Source organism: Polynucleobacter sp. AP-Sanab-80-C2 (assembly GCF_035012965.1).
Lineage (GTDB): Bacteria > Pseudomonadota > Gammaproteobacteria > Burkholderiales > Burkholderiaceae > Polynucleobacter.
Genome location: NZ_JAYGQS010000007.1, coordinates 68501 through 92596 on the forward strand (window position 1 = coordinate 68501; position 24096 = coordinate 92596).

Annotated in this window: 23 protein-coding genes; 5 read left to right on the forward strand and 18 right to left on the reverse strand. The window is 46.0% G+C overall.

Annotated features, from left to right (window positions below; genetic code table 11):
• Positions 1 to 11: 11 nt before the first annotated feature.
• The 7 genes from VC178_RS10715 to VC178_RS10745 all read right to left on the reverse strand — a co-directional run bounded on the left by VC178_RS10715 (position 12) and on the right by VC178_RS10745 (position 7641).
• On the reverse strand, positions 12 to 1196 hold the full coding sequence (locus VC178_RS10715; RefSeq protein WP_215297196.1) for an acetyl-CoA C-acyltransferase family protein: 1185 nt from the start codon (positions 1194 to 1196) through the stop codon (positions 12 to 14).
• A 79-nt stretch (positions 1197 to 1275) separates the two neighbouring features.
• Positions 1276 to 2634 carry a 30S ribosomal protein S12 methylthiotransferase RimO gene (rimO, locus tag VC178_RS10720; RefSeq protein ID WP_323482521.1) on the reverse strand — a complete coding sequence of 453 codons (1359 nt, stop codon included), beginning with the start codon at positions 2632 to 2634 and terminating at the stop codon, positions 1276 to 1278.
• A gap of 2 nt (positions 2635 to 2636) precedes the next feature.
• Positions 2637 to 3197, reverse strand: coding sequence for a polyhydroxyalkanoate synthesis repressor PhaR (phaR, locus tag VC178_RS10725; protein WP_323482522.1), 561 nt, complete (start codon positions 3195 to 3197; stop codon positions 2637 to 2639).
• Positions 3198 to 3305: 108 nt separating this feature from the next.
• The gene (locus VC178_RS10730; RefSeq protein ID WP_215297202.1) at positions 3306 to 4046 is read right to left on the reverse strand and encodes a 3-ketoacyl-ACP reductase; all 741 of its coding nucleotides are present in this window, start codon (positions 4044 to 4046) and stop codon (positions 3306 to 3308) included.
• Positions 4047 to 4095: 49 nt separating this feature from the next.
• Complete coding sequence (gene phaC / locus VC178_RS10735) at positions 4096 to 5718, reverse strand: class I poly(R)-hydroxyalkanoic acid synthase (protein ID WP_323482523.1); 1623 nt, start codon at positions 5716 to 5718, stop codon at positions 4096 to 4098.
• Positions 5719 to 5840: 122 nt separating this feature from the next.
• Entirely contained in the window at positions 5841 to 6605 is a 765-nt protein-coding gene (pgeF, locus tag VC178_RS10740) for a peptidoglycan editing factor PgeF (RefSeq protein WP_323482524.1), read from the reverse strand.
• Positions 6598 to 7641 (reverse strand): RluA family pseudouridine synthase, encoded by a 1044-nt coding sequence (locus VC178_RS10745; RefSeq protein ID WP_323482525.1) that lies wholly within the window; start codon positions 7639 to 7641, stop codon positions 6598 to 6600. The genes pgeF and VC178_RS10745 overlap by 8 nt, the downstream gene beginning before the upstream one ends.
• 20 nt (positions 7642 to 7661) lie before the next feature.
• Here VC178_RS10745 and VC178_RS10750 point away from each other — a divergent pair, with 20 nt between their 5' ends.
• The gene (locus VC178_RS10750) at positions 7662 to 8549 is read left to right on the forward strand and encodes an outer membrane protein assembly factor BamD (RefSeq protein WP_323482526.1); all 888 of its coding nucleotides are present in this window, start codon (positions 7662 to 7664) and stop codon (positions 8547 to 8549) included.
• Positions 8550 to 8610: 61 nt separating this feature from the next.
• On the opposite strand, the gene alr is transcribed toward VC178_RS10750, so the two are convergent.
• The gene (alr, locus tag VC178_RS10755; protein WP_215297380.1) at positions 8611 to 9711 is read right to left on the reverse strand and encodes an alanine racemase; all 1101 of its coding nucleotides are present in this window, start codon (positions 9709 to 9711) and stop codon (positions 8611 to 8613) included.
• Between the two features lie 74 nt (positions 9712 to 9785).
• Between alr and lplT the strand changes: the two genes are divergently transcribed.
• The gene (gene lplT, locus VC178_RS10760) at positions 9786 to 11105 is read left to right on the forward strand and encodes a lysophospholipid transporter LplT (protein ID WP_215297209.1); all 1320 of its coding nucleotides are present in this window, start codon (positions 9786 to 9788) and stop codon (positions 11103 to 11105) included.
• A gap of 12 nt (positions 11106 to 11117) precedes the next feature.
• Here lplT and VC178_RS10765 read toward each other — a convergent pair whose 3' ends face one another.
• Genes VC178_RS10765 through scpA form a run of 8 tightly spaced genes read right to left on the reverse strand, consistent with a single transcriptional unit; the run spans position 11118 to position 20247 of the window.
• A complete protein-coding gene (locus VC178_RS10765; protein WP_323482527.1) occupies positions 11118 to 11639 on the reverse strand; it encodes a hypothetical protein in 522 nt (173 codons plus the stop codon).
• Positions 11636 to 12163, reverse strand: a complete 528-nt coding sequence (rimI, locus tag VC178_RS10770) for a ribosomal protein S18-alanine N-acetyltransferase (protein WP_323482528.1) — start codon at positions 12161 to 12163, stop codon at positions 11636 to 11638. Before rimI ends, VC178_RS10765 begins: the two co-directional genes overlap by 4 nt.
• Positions 12163 to 12894, reverse strand: a complete 732-nt coding sequence (gene tsaB, locus VC178_RS10775; protein WP_323482529.1) for a tRNA (adenosine(37)-N6)-threonylcarbamoyltransferase complex dimerization subunit type 1 TsaB — start codon at positions 12892 to 12894, stop codon at positions 12163 to 12165. Before tsaB ends, rimI begins: the two co-directional genes overlap by 1 nt.
• Before the next feature lie 40 nt (positions 12895 to 12934).
• Positions 12935 to 13402, reverse strand: coding sequence for a VOC family protein (locus VC178_RS10780; RefSeq protein WP_323482530.1), 468 nt, complete (start codon positions 13400 to 13402; stop codon positions 12935 to 12937).
• 15 nt (positions 13403 to 13417) lie between these two features.
• Positions 13418 to 15442, reverse strand: coding sequence for an acetyl-CoA carboxylase biotin carboxylase subunit (gene accC / locus VC178_RS10785; RefSeq protein WP_323482549.1), 2025 nt, complete (start codon positions 15440 to 15442; stop codon positions 13418 to 13420).
• A gap of 27 nt (positions 15443 to 15469) precedes the next feature.
• Positions 15470 to 17002, reverse strand: coding sequence for an acyl-CoA carboxylase subunit beta (locus VC178_RS10790; RefSeq protein ID WP_216123788.1), 1533 nt, complete (start codon positions 17000 to 17002; stop codon positions 15470 to 15472).
• Between the two features lie 11 nt (positions 17003 to 17013).
• Positions 17014 to 18039: a methylmalonyl Co-A mutase-associated GTPase MeaB gene (meaB, locus tag VC178_RS10795; protein WP_323482531.1), complete on the reverse strand. Its 1026-nt coding sequence runs from the start codon at positions 18037 to 18039 to the stop codon at positions 17014 to 17016.
• A gap of 24 nt (positions 18040 to 18063) precedes the next feature.
• Positions 18064 to 20247: a methylmalonyl-CoA mutase gene (gene scpA / locus VC178_RS10800; protein ID WP_416350555.1), complete on the reverse strand. Its 2184-nt coding sequence runs from the start codon at positions 20245 to 20247 to the stop codon at positions 18064 to 18066.
• A 94-nt stretch (positions 20248 to 20341) separates the two neighbouring features.
• On the opposite strand from scpA, the gene VC178_RS10805 reads away from it, so the two are divergent.
• A complete protein-coding gene (locus VC178_RS10805) occupies positions 20342 to 20980 on the forward strand; it encodes a GntR family transcriptional regulator (RefSeq protein ID WP_323482533.1) in 639 nt (212 codons plus the stop codon).
• 85 nt (positions 20981 to 21065) lie between these two features.
• Here the strand turns inward: VC178_RS10805 and VC178_RS10810 are convergent, their stop codons facing one another.
• Both VC178_RS10810 and VC178_RS10815 read right to left on the reverse strand, forming a co-directional pair.
• Positions 21066 to 21419 (reverse strand): c-type cytochrome, encoded by a 354-nt coding sequence (locus VC178_RS10810; RefSeq protein WP_215317945.1) that lies wholly within the window; start codon positions 21417 to 21419, stop codon positions 21066 to 21068.
• Between the two features lie 13 nt (positions 21420 to 21432).
• Positions 21433 to 21798, reverse strand: coding sequence for a c-type cytochrome (locus VC178_RS10815; protein WP_251371992.1), 366 nt, complete (start codon positions 21796 to 21798; stop codon positions 21433 to 21435).
• A 173-nt stretch (positions 21799 to 21971) separates the two neighbouring features.
• Between VC178_RS10815 and VC178_RS10820 the strand changes: the two genes are divergently transcribed.
• Complete coding sequence (locus VC178_RS10820) at positions 21972 to 22853, forward strand: AAA family ATPase (RefSeq protein WP_215294621.1); 882 nt, start codon at positions 21972 to 21974, stop codon at positions 22851 to 22853.
• Positions 22854 to 22872: 19 nt separating this feature from the next.
• Positions 22873 to 24048, forward strand: coding sequence for a vWA domain-containing protein (locus tag VC178_RS10825; protein WP_323482534.1), 1176 nt, complete (start codon positions 22873 to 22875; stop codon positions 24046 to 24048).
• Positions 24049 to 24096: the final 48 nt, after the last annotated feature.

The following is a 24096-nucleotide window of genomic DNA, read 5'->3' on the forward strand; positions in this document are numbered from 1 at the left end:
ACTTAGGCGATTTACATACGCTCAAAAATAGTCGCAATACCTTGACCGCCACCGATACACATGGTGACCAAAGCATATTTGCCTTGTACACGCTGTAATTCATGAAGCGCTTTAGTTGCAATCGCTGCACCAGAGCAACCAATAGGGTGACCTAAAGCAATCGCTCCACCATTCACGTTCGTCTTAGCAGGATCTAAACCGAGGCCTTTCGTAACTGCCAAAGCTTGCGCTGCAAACGCTTCGTTAGACTCGATCACATCGATTTGATCTAATTTCAGGCCAGCGCGCTCCAGAGCAAGTTTGGTCGCAGGGATTGGGCCTTCGCCCATAATGTGGTTTGGAACGCCAGCTACTGCGTATGACACTAAACGTGCGATCGGTTTATGTCCAGCCTTCTTGGCAGTTTCAGCATCAGCCAATACAAAAAACGCTGCGCCGTCATTAATACCAGATGCATTGCCAGCAGTCACTGAGCCGCCTTCTTTTTTAAACACGGCCTTCATCTTGGCAAGTGTTTCCATAGTGGTATCAGGCTTGCAATGCTCATCGGTATCAAACACGATGTCGCCCTTGCGAGTTTTGATCGTGATTGGAACGATTTGTGATTTAAAGCGGCCTTCTTTAATGGCATTTGCTGCACGACGGTGTGACTCCACTGCCAATGCATCTTGCTCTTCACGGGTCAGCTTCCATTTTTCAACCAGGTTTTCTGCTGTAACGCCCATATGGCCAACACCAAATGGATCAGTTAGAACAGCCACCATTAAATCGAGCATTTTGGTATCACCCATACGAGCGCCACTGCGCATCGCTGGTGAACCATACATACCGCGCGACATTACTTCAACACCACCACCAATACCGTAATCACAATCACCCAACATAATTTGCTGAGCAGTGGTCACAATCGCTTGCAAACCAGAACTGCACAAACGGTTCAGCGCCATTGCGACAGAATCCATAGGCAAACCTGCCTGAATCGAAGCAACCCGTGCAACGTAAGCGTAACGACTATCGGTTGGAATCGTATTGCCAACAGTCACGTAATTAATCAGAGCAGGATCTACACCAGAGCGAGTTACTGCTTCTTTCATGACGATTCCACCAAGCTCTGAAGGCTCAAAGCTGCTCAAAGAACCATTGAAGGTACCGATTGCTGAACGAACAGCACTTAAGACAACGACATCACGACTCATATCAATCCCCTTAGCTATGCCCAAAAATGGGCTGAATTTCCACTTACTTCATTAAACAAATAATATATTTAAAAAATCTTCAAGTTTCGGCTATTAGATCATGCCCTTGGGAGCTAATGACAGTAGCGCGGATGATTTCTCCGGCTCGGTACCGCTTAGAAGGCTTACTGGGAGGCAAAACCCTGACTAAACCATCGATTTCAGGGGCATCACCAATGCTGCGGCCAATTCCACCAGATTCGTCTACCCGATCAATCATGACTTGGATTCGCTTGCCGACTTTCTTGGTAAGCCGCTGAATAGAAATTTCTTCAGCTTTAGCCATAAATCTGGCTTTGCGTTCATCACGAATAGCCTCGGGCACTGGGTTATCTAACTGATTGGCAGTTGCGCCATCCACAGGGGAATAAGCAAAACATCCAGCACGGTCAATTTGGGCTTCATCCAAGAAGTTGAGCAAGTGCTCAAATTCCTCTTCAGTCTCGCCCGGGAAGCCTGCAATAAAAGTACTGCGAATCACTAACTCAGGACAAGCTTGGCGCCAAGACTGAATGCGCTCTATATTTTTTTCACCACTAGCAGGACGCTTCATACGCTTAAGGACATCCGGGTGGGCATGCTGTAAAGGAATATCGAGATAGGGCAAAACACCATAACCGTGCTCTGAGAACTCCGCCATTAAAGGCAAGATGTCATCCACATGAGGATATGGGTAAACGTAATGGAGCCTTACCCAGGCTTGATGTTCGCGTGCGATTTGATTTAGGGCATTCACCAGATCAAACATTCTGGTTTTGACTGGCTTGCCATCCCAAAAGCCAGTGCGATATTGAATGTCAACACCGTAAGCACTAGTGTCTTGTGATACGACCAACAGTTCTTTAACGCCCGACTCAAAGAGACGCTTAGCCTCTTGCAACACTTCGCCAATGGGGCGAGAAACTAAGTCTCCGCGCATGCTAGGAATAATGCAGAACGTGCAGCGATGATTGCAGCCTTCAGAAATCTTGAGGTACGCATAATGCTTTGGAGTAAGCTTCACACCAATCGGCGGAACTAAATCAGTGAAGGGATCATGTGGTTTAGGCAGATGCAAGTGGATTGCCTGCATCACCTCAGCAGTCGCATGTGGGCCGGTAACGGCGAGGACTTTCGGGTGAATGCTTTGGATCAGATCGCTACCATCTGCATTTTTTCTGGCACCTAAGCAACCAGTAACAATCACTTTGCCATTTTCTGCGAGCGCCTCACCGATGGCAGACAAGCTCTCCTCCACAGCGGAATCAATAAAGCCACAGGTGTTCACAACGACGAGATCAGCGCCAGAATAATCTTTAGCAGTCTCATAACCCTCTGCACTTAGTTGCGTGAGGATCAGCTCAGAATCTACTAATGCCTTGGGGCAACCCAAGGATACAAAACCAATTTTTCCAGCCACAACTATTCTTTTTCGGTTTTATTAGGCTGTGGTGTAAATGGAAAGCCACTGAACATATTGTGAGAGCCTTGCATCTGCTCCTGCATCTTGACGAACAAGTCTTTACTCTGTTCCATGTAGCTCCCCATCAAACCCTGCATGAGGGGGTTTTGGAGGTTCAGCATTTGTGACCAGGCCTCAGGAGTACTGCTAGCACCCAAGCCTTTAGTTTGATCACCTAACTTGTTGTGAATATCTACAAAAGATTGCATGGTCTTTTCGAGATAATTGCCCATCAAACCTTGCATCGAGTTTCCATAGAAACGAATGATTTGGGAAAGCATTTGGGATGAGAACACGGGTGCACCACCAGCCTCTTCTTCCAAAATAATTTGCAACAGAATATTGCGCGTCAGATCTTCATCTGTTTTGGCATCAACGACCTTAAAACTTTCACTAGTCATGACCAGGCCTTTGATGTCAGCTAAGGTGACATAAGTACTGGTCTGGGTGTCATAGAGACGACGATTGGGATACTTCTTAATCAGCCGATCTTCACCAACTCTTTTGGTACGGGTAGCCATTTTTTTCCTTACGGTTTACTGCAACGCAACATCGGCATAGTTTATCCCTAGTTTAAGCAAAAGGAAAATAAGCCATGTTGCGCTACAACAAAATACTTTTTACCTACATTAACCAGTGTGAATACCGCCATTGAGGGAGAAGTCTGCCCCAGTCGCATAGCCACCATCTTCAGATGCAATCCAGCAGCATATAGAAGCAATCTCATCCGGGGTTCCTAAGCGCTTTACAGGAATCCCAGCAACAATCTTCTCCAAGACATCCTCGCGAATAGCCTTAACCATATCGGTGCCGATATAACCGGGCGAAACCGTATTCACAGTAACGCCTTTGGTAGCTACTTCTTGTGCCAAAGCCATAGTGAAGCCATGCAGACCTGCTTTTGCAGTGGAATAGTTGCATTGACCAAACTGACCTTTTTGGCCATTCACAGAGGAAATATTAATAATTCTTCCCCAGTTGTTATCCACCATACCGTCAATCACTTGCTTGGTGACATTAAACAAGGAATTCAGATTGGTATCAATCACCGCTTTCCAAGCATCAGGAGTCATCTTGCGGAAAACGCTATCGCGTGTGATACCTGCGTTATTAACTAAAACATCAACCCGACCAACCTCTGCTTTGACCTTTTCAAAGGCGGCAACCGTGCTATCCCAGTCTGAAACGTTACCTTCTGAGGCAATAAAGTCATAGCCTAAGGCTTTTTGTTCACCAATCCAACGGTCCTTACGCGGTGAATTTGGGCCACAGCCTGCAATCACCTTAAATCCATCTTTTGCCAAACGTTGGCAAATAGCGGTACCAATGCCACCCATACCACCAGTTACGTATGCGACTTTTTGAGACATCACTTTCCCCTTAAAAAAACCTTCGTTAATGATTTATCTTGCAATCGGACTAAGCTGCTTTTTCTTTCACATAAATGCCTGGAGCAGCTTCCATCTTTTGATATTTCGTATTGCCAAATGTTTTGCTAGCCGGCTTTTGTTCACCACCAAATGGTTCAAGCCATTTGGTATAGTTGGGCCACCAACTTCCAGGCATCTGCTTAGCGCCTTCAAGCCACTTTTCTGCCGTAGATGCAATCTTGTTATTTTCAAAGTAGTAGCGCTTATTTTTAGCGGGCGGATTAATGACGCCAGCAATATGACCAGAGGCACCCAACACAAAGCGATTTTTTCCCTTCAAAATATGGGTAGACTGATAAGCAGATTGCCAAGGAACTATATGATCTTCTTGTGAGGCATAGACATATGCAGGACATTTGATCTTGCCCAAATCAACTTTCTCACCACAAATCTTCACCTTGCCAGGTTTAATCAAATCATTTTGCAAGTAGGTATGACGCAAATACCAGCAATACATGTTGCCCGGTAAGTTCGTGGAATCACCGTTCCAGTACAACAAATCAAATGGTGGCGGAGAATTTCCCTTCAGGTAATTCTCGACAACATAATTCCAGACTAAATCGTTTGGCCGCAAGAATGAGAAGGTATTGCCTAAATCAAGACCGGACATCATGCCGTATTTACCACCCTTACCGCCAATGGTGTTCTCGCGCATCTCGACCATGCCTTCATCAATGAAGACATCCAAGATGCCAGTGTTCGTAAAGTCAAGCAAAGTCGTAAATAGCGTCAAGCTAGCCGCTGGATGTTCATCACGCGCAGCTAAGACGGCAAGCGCTGAAGTTGTTAAGGTTCCACCAACGCAAAAGCCTAGGATATTGATCTGCTTTGATTCACTAATATTTTGAGCGACTTCAATCGCCTTAATAACGCCTTTACCCACATAGTCATTCCAACTCACCTCTGCCATCGAGGCATCTGGATTCTTCCAAGAAACTAGAAAGACAGTATGCCCTTGCGAAACCATATGACGGACTACCGAGTTATCAGGTTGCAAATCCAGAATGTAGTACTTATTAATACAAGGCGGTACCATTAAGTATGGGCGCTCAAAAACCGTTTCCGTTAATGGCGTGTATTGAATCAGTTCAAATAACTCATTACGAAACACCACATGACCTTCTGTAGTAGCAATATTTTTTCCAACCTCAAAAGCACTTTCATCAGTGATCGAGACTTTGCCCTTTTTCATATCCCCAAGGAGATTCACAATTCCTTTTTGAATGGATTGACCTTGGGTGCTAATAATATTTTCCAAAACCTCTGGATTAGTGGCAATGAAATTCGATGGTGAGAGTGCGTCAATCATTTGTTCGGTCGTGAACAAAATTTTCTGACGAGTCTTTTCATCCGTCTCCACTGCTTGCGCTAAAGACATTAAATGTTTGGAGTTTAATAAATAAGTGGCAGCAATCACTTTGCTCCATGAGGAATGCCAAGCCTTGCCAGCAAAGCGACGGTCTTTGACTTCTATTGCCTCAGGATTGGTGGCAATATGTGCAAGCTCTGCAAAATATTCTTTTTGAATTTCAGTTAAACGCTCTTGTGGAATCAGCGCCATATGGTGCGGTGCCAAAGAAGGCGTTGCACCCGGATTCATACCTGCAAACATAGTGATCTCTTTAAATTAGTAAAGCCATTCTCCATCCATAAGGCATATAGAGTTATACGCAATAACCCTAGCTAAATTCTGAATCTAGTAGTAACCCTCACATGGGGGAAAACATAGAGGGGTTACTTAGCGTCAGATATCCAGATGAGACTTGCAAACCTACCAGTTTCTCCATCACGGCGATAGGAGAAAAATTGAGCTGCCTGCGTGACTGTGCAATATTGACCGCCAAAAATCTGATCAACACCTACGGACTCAAGCCTGCTACGTGCTAATGAGTAAATATCAGCTAAATACTTTCCTGGTTTTTCAGAAATTGGTGAAAAAGCGGATTGGGGATACGAAATCCCAAAATCCTGAAATGCATTAAGCACGTCTTGCCCTACTTCAAAAGCCTGAGGCCCAATCGCGGGTCCAAGCCAAGCGATGATGTGTTTATCTGCATCCTGACGGATAAGCTTTGTCATTTCAGTAACGGTATTTTCCAAAACCCCGGCACATAAGCCTCTCCAGCCAGCATGGGCTGCACCAATCACCGTACCGCTCTGATTTGTGAATAACACAGGCAAACAATCGGCGGTCATGATGGCCAAGACTTCATTGGGGATGTTAGTCACGACTGCATCAGCCTCTAGTAATCGTGTGCTAGGTGTGCTTACTTTGACACCATGTATTTGCTTTAACCAAATAGGGTCAGCTGGCAGATAAGTTCTCAAAAGCGCCCGATTGGCTAATACGTTCTCAGGCAAATCACCCACATGATCCCCAAGATTGAACGAATCAAAAGGCGCTAGACTAACTCCACCAGTTCTTTTAGTGACTAGAGTCTGGATTGATAAGGGCGCATCCCACTCTGGTTTTAAGAATCCATTAGTCAGGCTAGTCATGAGTGCGTTCGTTATGAATAGAAGCTAATACAGTTGCCTCTTGAGGAAGATCCGCTTCCGACATGCCCACCTGACGCAACAACTGCATTAAATCCAGTGGTGGCAAACGAAACCAGCTAACCAGCTCTTGCGTTAAAGGGTGCTGCAGACTCAGCGCATAAGCATGTAATGCTTGGCGCTCAAATAGTAGGCTTTTTGCTACGCCCGGAGTTTTCTTGCGATAGACCGGGTCCCCAAGCAATGGAAATCCGAGTGATTCGAGATGCACCCGAATCTGATGAGTACGCCCCGTCTCTAAACGACATTCCAATAAAGCCAGGGGTGATTCTAAAAATGTTGATTTCGCTAAGCGTCTAAATAATGTCGCTGCTGGTTTACCTTGTGGACTGCCTGCCGCCATCTTTAAACGATCACGTTGATCTCGACCAACCGATGCCAATACCTTGCCTTGACTAGGAGCCCCTCCCCAAACCCAGGCTAAATATCTTCGGCCTACGGTTCTATCTTGCAGTTGTCTGACCAGAGAGGTTTGAGCTTGAGCGGTTCTCGCAACCACCATCAAGCCAGAGGTATCTTTATCCAGTCGATGCACAATACCTGCCCGCGGTAAAGATTTGAGTTCTGGATATTTAAATAGCAGCCCATTTAACAAAGTTCCCGACCAATTACCCGCTGCGGGATGCACTACTAGACCTGGGGGTTTATTGATCACAATGATGGCATCGTCCTCGTAAACCACTTCCAAAGGGATGTTTTCTGAACTAAAGGCAAATTGCTCCGGCATTTCTTGCGGAAATACCTTAATGCTCTCGCCACCTCTCAGTAAATAACGGGCTTTAGTGACCTTGCCGTCAACCATCACAGCACCCGCTTCTACCCAGGTCTTTAGCCGATTCCGTGAATAATCTGGCAAAGAGCCCGCTAGTACCTTGTCGAGGCGTTCACCAGCCATCTCCGGGGGAATTTCCAGGGAGATGAAATCCTCTTCATCGATATAATCAACAGGATTCGAATCAGGAGTTTGCGGCAATGCCACGCTTAAAGAGCCTTTCAGTTATGTCCGACGTAATATCAGACCCCAGTTTAAGGCTTGCTGGGTCATCTGCCCCTCAAAAAATCATTCCCCGTTCAAGCATGGGTTTACTCACCCTGCTTTTGACTTGCATGTGTGCTTTATTGGTTTTAAGTGGCTGTGCTGGTAGTGATGGGCAAAAGGATGACACTGATATTTGGTCAGAATCTAAACTCTACTCAGAAGCAACCGATAAATTAAATGATGGTGACTTTGCGAAGTGCGGCAAATATTTTGACAAATTAGAGGCCCGTTTTCCATTTGGCCCCTATTCACAGCAAGCCCAAATTAATGCTGCCTATTGTTATTGGAAAGCGCAAGAGCAAACCCAAGCACTGGTAGCGATCGATCGTTTCATCAAATTGCATCAAGGTAGCCCTACCTTGGACTACGCTTACTATCTCAAAGGTCTCATTACCTTTAACGATGATTTAGGTTGGCTTGGTAAATTTACGGGGCAAGATTTAAGTGAACGCGATCCGAAGGCTGCTAAAGAAGCATTTGAATCCTTCAAAACAGTTGTTGAGCGCTTCCCCAATAGCAAATATGCACCAGACTCATTGGATCGCATGCGCTATATCGTGAACTCACTGGCTGAGGCAGACGTGATCGTTGCCCGTTTCTACTATCAACGGGGCGCCTACCTGGCTTCTGCAAACCGCGCGCAACTGGTGATCCGTGATTACGACCGTGCTCCAGCCGTAGAAGAGGCTCTGTATCTCTTGACAAAGTCCTACGAAAAATTGGGTATGACTCAATTAAGTAATGACACTGCGCGTGTTTTTAAATTGAACTTCCCAGACAGTCAAATGCTAGAAACTGGACAACGTATTCAAAAAGAACGCAAATGGTGGCAGATCTGGAATAAGTAATCTAGCGTTTGCAATAACGTTATAAAGGATCCTCTTCAATAGAGGATTTTTTATTGAAAGTCTATTTAATCGCGACCGGCACTCTTGGCGCTACCGCACAAAGTAGCTCGTAGCCAATAGTGTCACTCATGCGTGCCACCTCATCTACTGGCACCTGGTCACCCCAGAGCTCTACGACACTGCCGATCTTGGCGTTTGGTGCATTTCGTAAATCTACACTCAACATATCCATAGATACCCGCCCAACGATCGGACAAATAATGCCGCCACCTGCTTTACTATCATCACCGACCCAAACCGGTGTGCCATCCTTTGCCTGACGTGGATAACCATCCGCATAACCGCAAGCCACTATGCCAATCCGCATGTTCTCAGAAGCTTCATAACGACCGCCATATCCTATGCGATCACCTGCTTGAAGATCTTGAATATCAATAATCTCACTCTGCAGCTGCATCACCGCTTTGAGATGAGCATGCTCAATGTCCGAATATAGGCCTGTAGGAGATGCACCATAGAGCATGATGCCAGGACGCACCCAGTCGCCGAGAGCATTGCGATGCCATAGAATTGCTGCGGAGTTTGCTAATGAGGTAGGTGCCTCAAGGCCTTCAATAGTTTGATTGAATAGCTCTAACTGACTATCCACTGTAGGCTGACGATCAATTTGATCTGCATTAGCAAAATGCGTCATGTGATGCATGCGGTAAGCTGCGGCATGCAGACGATGAAAGGCCGTTCTATAGGCGGCTGGTTTTAAACCCAGACGATTCATGCCCGTGTTCATTTTCAGAAAAACACTAATGGGCTTATGGACTTTATCTGCATAACGTTCGAGCCACTCGATTTGCGCTTCACAGTGGACCACCAAATCACAATGCAATTCCTGGCTTAGGCCCATTTCACTCTCATGAAATAAGCCTTCTAACAGCAAAATTCGCCCTTGCCAGCCATTTTCTCTTAACCAAACCGCATCCTGTATATCTAATAATGCAAACCCGTCAGTTGATTCAAGGCCCTTGAGCGCCGCCTCAAAACAATGCCCATATGCCCTAGCCTTGATAACAGACCAAATTTTTGACTCCGGGGCAAGCTCCCGAACACGGTTTAAGTTATGCTGAAAGGCATGTGAATGAATAGATGCCAAAATTGGTCTATTGATTAAGCTATTAACCGAAGCGCTCATATCCACCCCTCCTTTCATGTTTTAATTGGATTAATGACTAGATTGTACGAATGAACCGTAGTTTTTACATCATTATGGCGGCGCAATTTTTTTCGTCGCTTGCTGATAACGCATTGCTGATTGCAGCAATTGCCCTCTTGGCCCAGCTCAGCGCTCCGGCCTGGATGACTCCTTTGCTTAAATTGTTCTTCGTTTTATCGTATGTCGTGCTGGCTGCCTTTGTTGGTGCGTTTGCTGATTCTCGCCCCAAAGGTAATGTCATGTTCATTACTAACACGATTAAATTCGTTGGTTGTGTGGCAATGCTCTTTGGTGGGCACCCTTTATTGTCTTACGCTATTGTTGGTCTCGGTGCTGCAGCCTACTCACCTGCAAAGTATGGCATCTTGACGGAATTGCTTCCCCCTGAAAAGTTGGTTGCCGCCAATGGTTGGATTGAGGGATTGACAGTAGGCTCTATCATTTTGGGTACGGTATTAGGGGGTGTTTTAATTAGTAGCACCGTCTCACAAAGCCTGCTTTCCTTGGATATGCCTAGCATTGATACCGGTATAGATACACCCGCAGAATCAGCAATCCTCATCATCATGATGATTTATGTCATCGCCGCATTAATCAATCTGAAGATTCCAGATACCGGCGCACGCTATGTGGCCCAGAAAACCAATCCCATAGAATTAATTAAAGATTTCTCCGTCTGCTTTAAGACGCTTTGGGATGATCGCCTGGGTCAAATCTCTTTGGCGGTGACTACCTTGTTCTGGGGTGCTGGCGCCACCTTGCAGTTCATTGTGATTAAGTGGGCACAGGTAGCGCTGCATATGAATCTCTCACAAGGCGCTATTTTGCAAGCCATTTCTGCGGTTGGCGTTGCTGGCGGAGCGGTCTGGGCGGCTTGGCGCGTACCTTTGCGCAATTCACTCAATGTACTTCCCTATGGAATCGCCATGGGGCTGGTTGTTTGCGTATTAGCGATTTACAACTCCGATATGTTGCCGAATACGCCATTGCTGACGATAGGCAAAATGCAAGTCACCTTAAATCTATTGCCGGCTTATTTCTTACTCATTTTGGTGGGCTGGTTAGCGGGATATTTTGTGGTGCCCATGAATGCGCTATTGCAACATCGTGGTCACGTACTGATGTCAGCTGGACATTCCATCGCAGTGCAAAACTTCAATGAAAATATTTCGGTATTGGGAATGCTGGCGATGTACTCATTATTAATCTGGCTTGATCTACCGGTTCAATATGTCATCATTGGATTTGGCTTAGTGGTGAGCCTCATCATGTGGCTAGTAATTCGGCGTCATGCCCGCAACCAAGCTGAATATGACTCTATGCACCTCATCGGTGAACACAAGCACTAAGACAGCACTAGATTAAATATTTTGTAGGATAGATTTAGCCAGCAAGAGGTCTTGCCAAAGCAGGGTCTTATCTTTTGACTTTGTTGCTAATTGAGCCAAATCGAAAGTAGCAACCACTGGAATCTCATCATCATTACCGGTGTTCAGAGCCAAGATCGTCTCGCGCAACTGCGGCAATGGATCACGCTCACCCGTAATTTTTTGTGCTGTCGGGCCGCCAAAGGCGATAGCAACTAGCGGGACAGCATTTTCTGGCGCATGCATTTTAGAAAGATTGTCATTTGGGCTTTTCCACGACCATTCATTACTCGCTAAGCCTAAAACACGAATGACATTCTGAAATAATACCTGGGCATCACCCTGGGGTTGACTCCCAAAAAACCACCAATGTGCCTTGGGAGTACTTTCAGCTGATACCGCTACATTTACTGCAAGCTGTGATTGCGTGACAGTGGCAACTTCAGCAGAACCATCCCGCGCAGTCCACTCTGTAATGCCCATTTCTTTTAAGAAGCTTGAATGTGTGTTGGTCATGACTCTAGCTTAATCGATTTAGCCATGACGATGGCATCTTCACGATTACCAGACCCTTCGCTGGCAGGATAATAATTTTTGCGTAACCCGATTTGTTCATACCCAAGCTTTTGATACAGGGCGACAGCAGACTCATTGGAAGGCCTTACCTCAAGAATAATACGTGGCATGTTCTGCTGCGAAGCGACGCCTTCAATGGTTGCCATCATGCGCGATCCTAGCCCTAGTTGGCGTAACTTAGGGGCAACAGTGATATTTAAAAGATGTAACTCATCTACCGCTGGATACAGAATGCAATAAGCCCACAGGACTTGCGGATCAAGATAGCTCCCTGGCATTGCATTCGCCTGATCAAGCTGTGGTCTGATGCAATAAGCCCAATGACCTGCAGACAAGGAATCGGAAAAATTACCTCTAGTCCATGGATGAATATGAGAAATCGATTCGATTGCCAGGACATCATCTAGATCAGCCACCTGCATCGGCATAAAGGTTAGCTCAGCGCCATCATCCTGCATAGTCATTACCGCGTACCTTTTTTGAAGGCAATTTCACGTTCATTCGTCGTGAAGGCAACTTTATTGCGCACATAGAGTGGCTCTAGCTGATTGACCGAGATTTGCTGTCCAGCCTTAAACATCTGTTGAGCTAGCTCTAAGATGCCCAATGCGGAAATGGAGATTTCTGGATCAAGCGCTTCACTGGGAAAAGAATGATTTACAAATAAACGTTCGCCAAATTCTTTAATCGCGCTACCAGCAAGGTATTGGATATTCCTTAAATCAATCTCTTCAGGCTTTGAAAGTTGGATATTGCCAATACGCAAAGGAAGAAATGTGGAGTCATTGAATTCATACTTCGCCCAATAGATCTCACCCATACGAGCATCAACAGCAATCACAAATTGAGTTGGCTTGATCTTGGCAAAATGAGGTGTTTTGGTCAGCTGCGCCGCAATGGCATCCAAGCTAGCAACTGGCAGGACGGGTAGATTTGCCGCTATCGCAAGTCCTTGAACTGCTGCAAGGCCTAAACGCACCCCGGTAAATGCGCCCGGGCCAATACCTATCGCAATCGCATCAAGTTGAGAAAGTTGCTGATTTGCTTGGGCCAGTAAATTTTCAATCCAAGGCAATAAGCATTGGCTAGCGCCCGCCGACACCAATTCGTGTCGGAGCTGAGGTGCTGAATCACCTAAAGATAAAGCCACCGAACACCAAGCTGAGGAAGTGTCGATGGCCAATAATCGCGTCAATTCAAGTTCGCTTTATGGTTGTGATTATCTAAAGACTAAATTATGAACGCAATCCCGCGATGACTTCAGGAGGAGCTTGAACCAACTCAATGAGGACGCCCTCTCCACTGATCGGAAATTCATCGTTACCCTTGGGATGGACAAAGGTGATGTCATAACCCGCAGCGCCCTTACGAATACCTCCAGGAGCAAAACGTAAGCCATTAGCGGAGAGCCATTCAACCGCCTTAGGAAGGTCATCCACCCACAATCCGATGTGATTAAGGGGTGTTTGATGTACGGCGGGCTTTTTCTCAATATCCAATGGTTGCATCAGATCTACTTCTATCTCATGGGCACCGTTTCCAATCGCACAAATATCTTCATCCACGTTTTCACGCTCCGAGACAAAGGTACTTTTGTACTCAAAGCCGAGCATCTCTACCCAAAGTTTTTTGAGGCGATCTTTGCTTGCGCCGCCAATAGCGATTTGTTGAATACCGAGAATTTTGAACGGTTTAGCTGTCATGGATGATGGTCCTGCTTATTCAAAACGAATGATGAGTTGATCTACCGCCAAGCTTTCACCTTCTTTGGCGCAGATTTCTGAAACAATCCCATCCTGTGCTGCAGAGATTGTGTTCTCCATCTTCATCGCTTCAATTGAAGCTAATTTTTGGCCCGCTGTGACTGCTTCACCCACCTTAACAGCAAGTTTTGTGAGCAAACCTGGCATGGGAGACATCACCAACTTCGAGGTATCTGGTGGAAGCTTCACTGGCATACGACGTTGAAGTTCAGCCCCTAATGGACTCAACACCATACATTCGTAATGCGCGCCATCAAGTACTAAGTAGAGCCGAACACCCTTGCGCTCTACTTGTGCCGTAATCTTGCTGGTACGGTTAATCGTGGCATGTAAAGCCAGCTGACCTGGACGCCAATCACTCTCAATGTCATAACGGCTAACACCATCTGCATCATCAATATATACAGAATAGATGCCATCTTTTAATTCAATGCGCACTGCCTCTTCATACGGATCAATCATTGATCCTGTTTTCTTACCAGTGACCACGACAAACTTCTTGGCAATCACCATTTCGTGACCAGCCAATTGACCATCAATCATCTTGATATGCTCAAGATAGCGATAGCGCATAAAGGCAGCTAGGGCTGCAAGGCGTTTTGGGTCTGCAGGCTGCACAGAATCCTTCTTAAAGCCTTCTGGATATTCTTCAGCGATAAAGCCCGTTGTGAAATCGCCATTCACGAAACGGGGATGTTGCAGTAAAGCAGCCTGAAACGGTATATTCGAATGAATACCGCGAATGACAAAATCATTCAAGGCAGCACGCATCTTTTCAATTGCCTCAGCACGATCTTTGCCGTGCACGATTAACTTCGCAATCATAGAGTCGTAGTACATCGGAATTTCACCGCCTTCGTATACACCGGTATCTACTCGTACTCCATTAATGGACTCCGGTGGACGATATTTCACAAGACGGCCTGTGGATGGTAGGAAGTTGCGAAATGGATCATCTGCATTAATGCGACACTCCATTGACCAACCATCCAACTTCACATCCGCTTGTTTAAATGCTAACTTTTCCCCAGCCGCTACCCGAATCATCTGCTCAACCAAGTCAAGACCAGTAATGCTTTCCGTTACGGGATGTTCCACCTGCAAGCGCGTATTCATCTCTAAGAAGTAGAAAGACTTATCTTTGCCTACCACGAACTCCACAGTGCCAGCAGACTGGTAGTTCACAGCTTTAGCAAGGGCAACGGCTTGCTCACCCATCGCTTTACGGGTAACAGGATCAATAAATGGAGATGGCGCCTCTTCGATCACCTTTTGGTGACGACGCTGAATTGAGCAATCGCGTTCATTCAGATAGACCACGTTGCCATGAGAGTCTCCTAAGACCTGAATCTCAATATGACGCGGACCTTCCACAAACTTCTCAATAAAGATCCGATCATCACCAAAACTATTCATCGCCTCGGTTTTGCAGGCAGTAAAACCTTCGGATGCTTCTTGATCATTCAAGGCAACACGTAAACCTTTACCACCGCCGCCAGCAGAAGCCTTAATCATGACTGGGTAGCCAATACCTTGCGCAATTTTTACCGCCTCATCTGTTGTGGCAATTGCCTCGTTGTGGCCAGGGATCGTGTTGACCTTGGCTTCTAATGCCAGCTTTTTGGAGGCAATTTTGTCGCCCATTGCTGCAATCGATTCATGCTTCGGACCAATAAAGACAATACCCTCTTCTTCACATCGTTTAGCAAATTGCTCATTCTCGGATAAGAAACCATATCCTGGATGCACTGCTTCAGCACCAGTATCTTTGCAGGCTTGAATAATGCGGTCCATCACAAGATAGGATTCACGGGAAGGTGCCGGTCCAATACAGATAGCTTCATCCGCCATCTGAACATGACGCGCCTCTTTATCTGCCTCAGAATAAACAGCCACTGTCTTGATGCCCATTTTTTTGGCGGTTTTCATGACACGGCAAGCAATCTCTCCGCGATTAGCAATCAAAATTTTCTTAAACATTTTCGTAGTCATCATCTATCAGCGCCTTTACAGAGGGATATTGCCGTGTTTACGCGCAGGATTTTTTAAATCTTTATCTTTGAGCATTGCGAGCGAACGGGCAATCCGTTTGCGAGTCTCATGCGGGAGGATGACATCGTCAATATAGCCACGACGCCCTGCCACAAAGGGGTTTGCAAACTTGGCTTTGTACTCTGCTTCACGGGCAGCGATCTTTACTGGCTCAGATTTTTCTTCACGAAAGATAATCTCGACTGCACCCTTAGGGCCCATCACCGCAATCTCTGCTGAAGGCCAAGCAAAATTCACGTCGCCACGCAAGTGCTTGGAAGCCATCACGTCATAAGCGCCACCATAGGCTTTACGAGTAATCAAGGTCACTTTAGGCACGGTGCAATCCGCATAGGCATACAGTAACTTCGCACCGTGTTTAATAATCCCGCCATATTCTTGGGCGGTACCTGGCATAAAGCCTGGCACATCAACTAAAGTCACTACCGGAATATTGAAGGCATCACAGAAGCGGACAAAACGCGCTGCCTTAATAGATGCCTTGATATCTAAGCAACCAGCCAAGACTAATGGTTGGTTCGCAACGATACCGATAGAGCGACCCTCCATGCGAGCAAAGCCAATCACGATGTTCTTAGCATAGTCGGGTTGAAGTTCAAAGAACACACCATCATCGACAATCTTTTCAATCAACTCTTTCATGTCATAAGGTTGATTGGGATTAGATGGCACTAAGGTATCGAGAGAAAAATCAGGCTCTTCTGTGCGGTTTGCCCCTTTAATCAAGGGCGGTTTTTCACGGTTAGAAAGCGGCAAGTAGTTAAAGAAGCGACGCAACATCATGATGGCATCCACATCATTGTCAAAGGCCAAGTCGCAAACACCAGAAACGGTTGAGTGCGTTACTGCCCCACCCAACTCCTCAGAAGTCACGTCCTCATGAGTCACGGTCTTAACCACTTCCGGACCAGTAACAAACATATAAGAGCTGTCTTTCACCATGAAGATGAAATCCGTCAACGCCGGCGAATACACGGCTCCACCAGCAGACGGGCCCATGATTAAGGAGATTTGTGGAATCACTCCTGAGGCTGTGACGTTACGCTGGAAAATCTCTGCATAGCCACCTAATGAAGCTACGCCCTCTTGGATACGCGCACCACCTGAGTCATTCAAACCAATCACGGGAGCACCGACTTTGAGCGCTTGGTCCATGATCTTGCAAATCTTCTCAGCATGGGCTTCTGATAATGAGCCGCCAAGAACCGTAAAGTCTTGTGAGAACACAAATACCAAACGACCATTGATCATTCCATAACCAGTCACAACGCCATCACCTGGCACTGTTTGATCGGCCATGCCAAAGTCGTGGCAACGGTGCTCTACGAACATATCCCACTCTTCAAAAGTGCCAGCATCGAGTAAGAGCTCGATACGCTCACGAGCAGTTAACTTGCCTTTAGCGTGCTGAGCCTGAATACGCTTTTGGCCACCGCCTAAGCGTGCTAGCTCGCGCTTTGCTTCCAGTTGTTGAATGATGTCTTGCATTGCCCGACTCCTTAGAAAAATTCGTGTCCCATGGACTCCAATAGGCGTCTTGCTGCTACTGAAGGCGCCATGGTTCCCTGGTTTACTTGTGCCACTAAGCTTGGTAGAAGCGCTTGAACCGCTTCATTACTACGAAATGCATTCTTTAAGCCAGCATCAATGCGATCCCACATCCAGGCACCAGCCTGTTGCTGACGACGTGAATCAAACTTACCATTGGCTCGCTGCAGTTTTTGAAAATGCGTGACCTTATCCCATAGCTCAGGAACACCTTTGCCCTCTAAGGCGCTTAATGTCATAACAGTGGGATGCCAAAAATCTTCATCGTGCGAAGCATGGTCAGGATTTCCCTGAAAGCCCAAGAGACGTAATGAGCTGGTAATAAAAAGTTGCGCGCGCATTGCCGCAGCTGGATCTAGATCAACCTTATTGATCACAATCAGATCTGCGATCTCCATGACGCCTTTTTTAATCGCTTGCAAATCATCGCCAGCATTGGGTAATTGAAGTAGCAAGAACATATCCGTCATGCCTGCGACTGCAATCTCACTTTGACCAACACCGACTGTTTCAACGATGATGATGTCAAAGCCAGCAGACTCTGCCACCAGCATGGCCTCACGGGTTTTTTCAGCAACACCTCCGAGCGTCAATGACGATGGGCTGGGGCGAATGAAGGCATTCTCTAGAACGGATAAACGCTCCATGCGCGTTTTATCCCCCAGAATGGAGCCGCCTGACAAACTCGAGGACGGATCGATTGCAAGTACAGAAACACGATGTCCCTTTTCAATTAAATACAAACCAAGCGTTTCAATGAGCGTTGATTTACCAACCCCTGGAACTCCCGAAATACCTAAGCGAAAGGACTTGCCTGTTTTAGGTAAAAGCGCATTAAGGACATCATCAGCGCGCTTGCGATGATCTAAGCGAGTGGATTCCAGCAAGGTAATGACCTTTGCCAATGCACGTCGCTGTTTAAGCGAGGGTGCGCCAGTAAGATCGGCTATTAGCGCTAGGTCGGCAACTTCAAGCATGCTCGTAAATATGTTAGTTTTGTATCAAACAGGTTTTACAGATTGACGAATTTGCTCAAGCACATCCTTTGCCGAAGCTGGAATTGGGGTGCCTGGACCATAAATCCCTTTGACACCTGCTTCGTAAAGAAACTCATAGTCTTGTCTTGGAATTACACCGCCGACAAAAACGATGATGTCATCAGAACCTTGTTTCTTCAATTCAGCAATGATGGCTGGCACTAGAGTTTTATGACCTGCCGCCAAAGTCGATACACCTAGAGCATGAACGTCATTCTCAATCGCCTGACGGGCGCATTCTTCTGGTGTTTGAAATAAGGGTCCGATATCCACATCGAAGCCCAAATCCGCATAGGCAGTCGCTACGACTTTAGCCCCACGGTCATGTCCATCTTGGCCTAGTTTGGCAATCATCACGCGAGGGCGACGACCAAACTCTTTGGCAAAGTCAGCAATTTCAGTTTGTAATTTTGCCCAGCCCTCGGCTGAGTCATAAGCAGCTGCATACACTCCGGTCACCTTTTGAGTATCGGCGCGATGGCGCCCGTAAACTTTCTCTAACGCATCAGACACTTCACCAACAGTCGCACGCAAACGAATTGCATTAACAGATAACTCCAACAAATTACCGGAGTGATCTTCTGCAGCCTTAGTTAAAGCCTCTAATGCAGCCTCTACTTTTTTACTGTCGCGCTTGGCTTTGATTTGGTTCAAACGCGCGACTTGACCTTCACGAACCTTGTCGTTATCGATCATTAATACATCCACAAGATCTTCCTTGCCCAGCTTATATTTATTGACGCCAACAATCACGTCAGTGCCTGAATCGATCTTGGCTTGTTTTTCAGCTGCTGCTGCCTCAATCTTGAGCTTAGCCCAACCACTTTCAACTGCCTTTGTCATGCCGCCCATCGCATCAACCTCTTGAATGATGTCCCAAGCTTTATCGGCCATCTCTTGAGTCAGGCTCTCCATCATGTAAGAGCCAGCCCAGGGATCGATCACGCTAGTAATGTGGGTTTCTTCCTGAAGTATCAACTGCGTATTGCGAGCAATGCGGCTTGAAAACTCAGAAGGCAAAGCGATTGCCTCGTCTAGGGAATTGGTATGCAAGGATTGAGTGCCGCCAAAGACGGCAGCCATCGCTTCAACCGTAGTTCTCACGACATTGTTATAGGGGTCTTGTTCTGTCAATGACCAGCCCGAAGTTTGACAGTGCGTCCGCAACATCAAAGACTTTGGATTCTGTGGTTCAAATGATTTCATAATGCGCCACCACAGCAAGCGTGCCGCACGTAATTTAGCAACTTCTAGGTAGAAGTTCATGCCGATTGCAAAGAAGAATGAAAGACGTCCAGCAAAGCCATCAACATCCAAACCTTTAGCAAGCGCTGTTTTGACATATTCCTTACCGTCAGCCAAGGTGAATGCCAATTCCAATACTTGGTTTGCTCCAGCTTCTTGCATGTGATAACCCGATATCGAGATCGAGTTAAATTTCGGCATGTGTTGCGCGGTGTACTCAATGATGTCGCCAATAATGCGCATCGATGGTTCTGGCGGGTAAATATAGGTATTACGCACCATGAACTCTTTCAGAATGTCGTTCTGAATGGTGCCTGATAGCAGTTCTTGCTTAACACCTTGCTCTTCGCCAGCAACAATATAGCCCGCTAACACTGGCAATACAGCACCATTCATCGTCATCGATACAGATACTTTGTCTAGTGGAATACCATCAAACAAAATCTTCATATCTTCTACAGAGTCAATGGCTACGCCCGCCTTACCAACGTCACCCGTAACGCGTGGATGATCAGAGTCGTAACCGCGATGTGTTGCCAAGTCAAATGCAACCGAAACACCTTGTCCACCCGCATCTAATGCTTTGCGATAAAAGGCATTCGATTCTTCTGCAGTGGAGAATCCTGCGTACTGACGAATCGTCCATGGCCTCACGGAATACATCGTTGCTTGTGGTCCGCGCACATAAGGCTCGAAACCAGGCAAAGTATCGGTGTAATTTAAGTTCTCTGTGTCTAATGAGGTGTAAAGCGCTTTTAACTGAATACCATCAGGAGTATTCCAGCCCAGCTTATCCACATCGCCATTTGGTGCTGATTTTTGGGCAGACTTTTTCCAAGCCTCTAAATTGACTTCTGGAAACGATGGCCATGTACTAGCTGGACTTTTCTTTTCTGAACTCACAAAGCACTCCCGTTTGATATGTTGCATTGCATCTAAGATTTCGTAATTCTGCTTGACTATTTGGAATTTGTCTAGATATCATGTATTCATAATTATGAATACAAAATTGAATAATCGACCTTTATACGAAGACGTTGCTGATCGTCTCCGAGAGCAAATATTTGCTAAGGAACTAGCTCCTGGGAGCTGGCTAGATGAACAACGCTTGGCAGAACAATTTGGAATTAGTCGAACCCCGATGCGCGAAGCTATTAAAGTACTAGCCTCTGAGGGGCTAGTGACTATCAAAATGCGCCGTGGAGCCTATGTCACTGAGGTCGCCAGAAAGGATTTAGAGCAAATTTTTACCATCCTCTCACTGCTGGAAGGTGAAGCAGCCAGGGAAACCGCTGCTAAAGCAAGCGAAGATGAGTTAAATCAATTGGACTATTGGCATCACCGTCTTGAAAAGGCAGCCGCAGATCGAGATATTGAGCAATTTTTCGAGATTAATGGCAAATTTCATGAATTAATCCAAGAAATCGCCGGAAATCGCTGGATGAATGGGGTCATTGCGGATCTTCGTAAGGTGCTTAAATTACATCGGAAGGATTCTCTAACCAGCACAGGAAGACTACAAAACTCTCTAGTGGAGCATCGTGACATCCTCAACGCCCTATTGAAAAGAGACCAAACTGGGGCTGAAACTGCTATGCGCAAACACTTTGCGAGAGGCTTAGAAGCTTTGAGATAAAAGTTTTTACTATAAATAACAAAGGCTTAGAAGATTATTCTAAGCCTTTGTATTGAATGCCCAATGAAGAACTACAGAAACGGATTTACTTCTTAATGACAAAGTTTCCAGGCAAAGAGGCAACATAAGCAGCAATGTCCTGCATGTCAGCATCAGAGAATGCCTGAACTTGCGAGCCCATCACGGCATTATTACGTCCATATTGAGCATTTCCATTGCCTACTTTGTAAGCTTTCAAGGCGTAATAAATGTAATCAGGATATTGACCAGCCAATTTTGGGTAGGCAGGCAGGATCGGTGCATTTAAACCAGCACCATGGCAAGAAGCGCAATTGGCTTTCTCAACTAAAGCTTGACCTTTTTCAACGCTGGCAGCGTTAGCAACATGAACCAAGCCAATACTGGAAAGCAAAACTGCTGTAACTAGTGCAAATTTCATAAACATGTCTCTATCACTTCAATGGGTTGTTAGGTGAGCTGGCAGTTTGCGCAGCATAGTATTCGCCAATATCAGCCATATCTTGGTCAGACAAGCTAGCGGCGATAGCTCGCATAGATGGATGCTTTCTGTTGCCCTTCTTGTATTCAGCTAAGGAGGAAGCAATGTAAGCGGCATTTTGGCCGCCCAACATAGGCACTCTGTAAACCAACGGATAGTCAGCACGGTAATCAGGGATGGAATGGCAGCCAACACAAAGCCAAACCTTGCCGTTGCCCGCAGCCGCATTGCCTTTAACTTCATCAGCCTGAGCGGCAAATCCAGTTAATGCTATACCAGCACAAACAAGCAATCGAGTAAGAATGGAGAGTTTTTTCATAGAAATCTGTAGTTATCAGTTTGATTTAAATCAACCACCGAGAGTATAGCGGAGAGACGTCCTCCTAACCATGATTTCCCCATTTCTGATCTCTAAATCAAGAGAAATACTGAAGATTGGGCACTATTTCCCTATACTTAATCATCCGATAAAAGACCTCTAGATTGCCTCTCATGACCCACCCACTCAACACATCCTCTGCCCAAAATTCAAAGCGCTTTGATGGTAGTCAAAGCTATGTTGCGACCGATGACCTCAAACTGGCAGTGAATGCAGCGATAGCGCTTCAGCGCCCCCTGTTGATCAAAGGTGAGCCAGGTACAGGCAAAACCATGCTGGCTGAAGAAGTCGCAGCCGCTCTCAAAATGCCACTCCTGCAGTGGCACATCAAGTCCACCACCAAAGCACAGCAAGGTTTATATGAATACGACGCTGTCAGTCGTTTGCGCGATTCTCAACTGGGCGATGAAAAGGTTAAAGATATTCGCAACTACATAGTCAAAGGTGTTTTATGGCAAGCCTTTGAAGCAAACGAACCCACTGTTTTGCTCATCGATGAAATTGATAAGGCAGACATTGAATTTCCGAATGACCTTTTGCGTGAAATTGATCGCATGGAATTCTATGTCTATGAAACCCGCGAGCTGATTAAGGCAAAGCATCGCCCTCTCGTCATCATTACCTCCAATAATGAAAAAGAATTACCAGATGCCTTTTTGCGCCGCTGCTTCTTTCATTACATCACCTTCCCTGATGCTAAAACTATGCAAAGTATCGTGGATGTGCATCACCCCAGTATCAAACAAGATCTCCTAGAGGCGGCCCTCAAAGCCTTTTACCAAATACGCTCGCTGCCAGGCCTGAAGAAGAAGCCCTCTACCTCTGAACTCATTGACTGGCTCAAGCTTTTATTGGCAGAAGACATTCCTCCAGATGCACTCTATAGTCAAGATGACAAGATCGTTGTTCCTCCACTGCACGGCGCTTTATTAAAGAATGAACAAGATGTTCATTTATTTGAGCGCTTAGTGATGATGAATCGTAACCATCGCTAATTGCTCTTAGGCTCATGCGATGTTAATTCAATTCTTTCTCAATCTGAAAGAGGCTAAGGTACCGGTTTCAGTAAGAGAGTTTTTGACTCTCTTAGAGGCATTAAAGTCAGGCGTCATCAACCCGTCGATCGATGAGTTTTACCAACTCTCGCGAATGACGCTCGTGAAAGACGAGCAACACTTTGATCGCTTTGACCAGGTATTTGGCTCGTACTTTAAAGGTGTTGAGCAAATCATCGCCCTCGCTCCCGATATTCCAATTGAGTGGCTAGAAAAGAAACTACAACGCGTTTTAACCGATGAAGAAAAAGTGGCACTCCAAAAACTGGGCGGTCCAGAAGCGCTTAAGAAACGTCTTGAAGAATTACTGAAAGAGCAAAAAGATTGGCATGGTGGTGGCAATAAATGGATTGGGGCTGGCGGCTCCTCGCCTTTTGGGCATAGTGGCTATCACCCAGAGGGCATTCGAATTGGCGGGGAAAGCGCAGGCAATCGCACTGCCATCAAAGTATGGGAGGCTCGAGAATTTAAGGATTACGACAGTGATCTTGCCTTGGGCACCCGCAATATCAAAGTTGCATTACGGCGTCTTCGTCGCTTTGCTCGAGAGGGTTCAGTTTTAGAGCTCGATTTAGATAAGACCATACATTCGACTGCTGCGAATGCTGGCATGCTCGATATTCAGATGCGACCTGAGCGACATAATCAAGTCAAAGTATTGCTTCTCATGGATGTCGGCGGCTCGATGGATGACCACATCAAGCAGATAGGAGAATTATTCTCCGCTGCCAAAGCAGAGTTTAAGCATCTGGAGTATTACTATTTTCATAATTGCGTTTATGAAAATCTCTGGCAAAGTAATCGTCGTCGCAGAGATCAAGTCACTTCTACGCAAGACATCATCAATAAATATGGTCCTGACTACAAGCTGATTTTTGTAGGTGATGCCACCATGTCACCTTATGAAATCCTGAGCCCAAATGGCTCTGTTGAATATAACAATCAAGAGGCTGGCGCCGTTTGGATTAACCGCCTCTTAGATCACTTCCCTCACTTTGCCTGGCTTAATCCAGAGCCAGAATCCATTTGGGAGTATCGACAATCCATCGATATCATGAAAAACCTTATGAAGGATCATATGTATCCAGTGACCTTAAATGGTCTCGAGAGCGCAATGCGTCAGCTCTCGAAATAATTAAGCAGTAAGATTCTTTCATTAAATATCTTTTAAAGATTGAAATAA